We start from the raw sequence: 1,675 nt of genomic DNA, 5'->3' as shown, positions 1-1,675 counted from the left end.
GTCCACCCACATGGCACAACAGCCGATCAAGCTCGTCCTGCCACGACACCACATCAACGTAGGCCACACCACACGAAACGGCCCGCCACGCTCAACGTGACGGACCGAAGTGCCGTTGCAGTACTAGAGGCAACAGATGTAGGGAGAGCCGCGTAGCCCTCCCTACATCCACCCGTCAACCTATTACACGAATCTTGGTCGCTCGGTGCTCGTAGCTGTCTTGCTGAACATCGATGTACTCGACCTCTACGCGCTGCCCAACGTCAAGACTCTTGTGCCCATCCATTTCGATGGCCGAGAAGTTGGCCCACACCTTGAGACCGTTTTCGGTTTCAATGACGCCGGTACCTTTCTCGGGCCGCCAGACGATTACTTCACCCAGGTGATGACGTACTTCCACTTAGCCTTCAGCTCCCCATTTCCGCCAGGACCGATCTTGTGGCGGAACTTGTACGACTGTTCATTACGCAATTCGTGGCACTGGTTAGTAATGTGCGGGCCTTTACTACTTCCATGAAAGAGGTAGTACGGGCTCACACTGTGCGGTCCGTAGTGGATACGGTGAGCGCCACTACAGTAAAGATCAGCAACCTGGTTAACGTTGCCGACGATCACTCCAGCGAGGCCCCCGCTGAGCTGATACTTCCACTGCTCGGAGATCTTCGCCGGGACATCGTACCCGATCTGCTGTTCGCCGTCGCCGTTGTCGTCACCAAACCGCCAGTGCGGTCGCTGCGGAGTGAAGGAGTGCTTGCCGTAATCAGTGTCGCCCTTGACGGCTGGAGTATCAGTCGAGTTGTTACGAACCATCGCGGCGAACGTGGCGGCGTCAACTACCTTCCCGTCGAGGGTCAGGCTCGACTCGAAAGCGGCGCTGGTTACAGCGTAATGTCCCTGATCGACTGGCTGTGCGACCGCAGGACTAACGCCGAGGCTGAAGATCGATGCCAGACCGACGAGCGCGGACAGCGCTACCTTAGATTTCTTACGCAACGTGCGTTCCTCCTGTTAGGACTTCTCGTCTTGTTCCTCACAAGCGTAGGAGAATCGAGGTTGAAGCGCTGTCAGGGATCCGACACTGTAATTTCTCTAACTCGCCGTTGAGGCTGCCCTACCCGGTCAGCGAGATGGCGTGACGACGAAGCGGGTAAGAGCGTTACCAACGGAATGCGTCCAGCGCTGCCACTCCTCGGACGGTAGATCTTCGCGTGGCGGGATGTGAACCGCAATCCGGTAATTTAGTTCTTCGCTTGTGGCGATGAGATGTGTTCCGGGTATCTTCTTCACGTGGCGCTTCAGGTACTTGTCAGTCTTGCTGAGTGGTCCGGCTGTAATGGTGATGCCAGTCTGCTTAAGGATCCTGTTCTGGTCTTCCGCTGTCGTCGCGGCTGACCACAGCGCACCGTACGTTTCGTCAGAGTCGACCCATTGCCATCCACCTTGAATGGTGGGGAGGGTTTCGTATTCACGGCGCCTGGTGATGAGATCCTTCTTCCGGGTGAGGTACCGCGATCGGTCCACGATCAAACCCGCATCCTGCTCTTCCTCTAGTACTGCAACGGCAGTTATGGGATCGCCTCGCGTCGCCGGTAGTGGCATTGTCGGGCTTGCCATGGTCGTCGGCGGCGCCAGCGTGACCAGGTGATGGTGTCGTCGTTGGAGGTTTGACGGGCTT

Annotated in this window: 3 protein-coding genes; all 3 read right to left on the bottom strand. The window is 57.4% G+C overall.

Going from position 1 to position 1,675, the window contains the following annotated elements; all coding sequences use genetic code 11:
* Positions 1–175 precede the first annotated feature (175 nt).
* Complete coding sequence (locus IEY75_RS20595; protein ID WP_308425726.1) at positions 176–400, bottom strand: cold-shock protein; 225 nt, start codon at positions 398–400, stop codon at positions 176–178.
* Positions 370–993, bottom strand: a complete 624-nt coding sequence (locus IEY75_RS20590) for a hypothetical protein (protein ID WP_189116046.1) — start codon at positions 991–993, stop codon at positions 370–372. Before IEY75_RS20590 ends, IEY75_RS20595 begins: the two co-directional genes overlap by 31 nt.
* Before the next feature lie 126 nt (positions 994–1,119).
* On the bottom strand, positions 1,120–1,675 hold a 556-nt coding region (locus IEY75_RS20585), incomplete at its 5' end, for a hypothetical protein (protein ID WP_189116045.1).

Source organism: Pilimelia terevasa (genome assembly GCF_014647915.1).
Taxonomy (GTDB): Bacteria; Actinomycetota; Actinomycetes; order Mycobacteriales; family Micromonosporaceae; genus Pilimelia; species Pilimelia terevasa.
The sequence above is the reverse complement of the archived record's forward strand: the minus strand, read 5'-3'. Positions and strand labels throughout refer to the sequence as shown.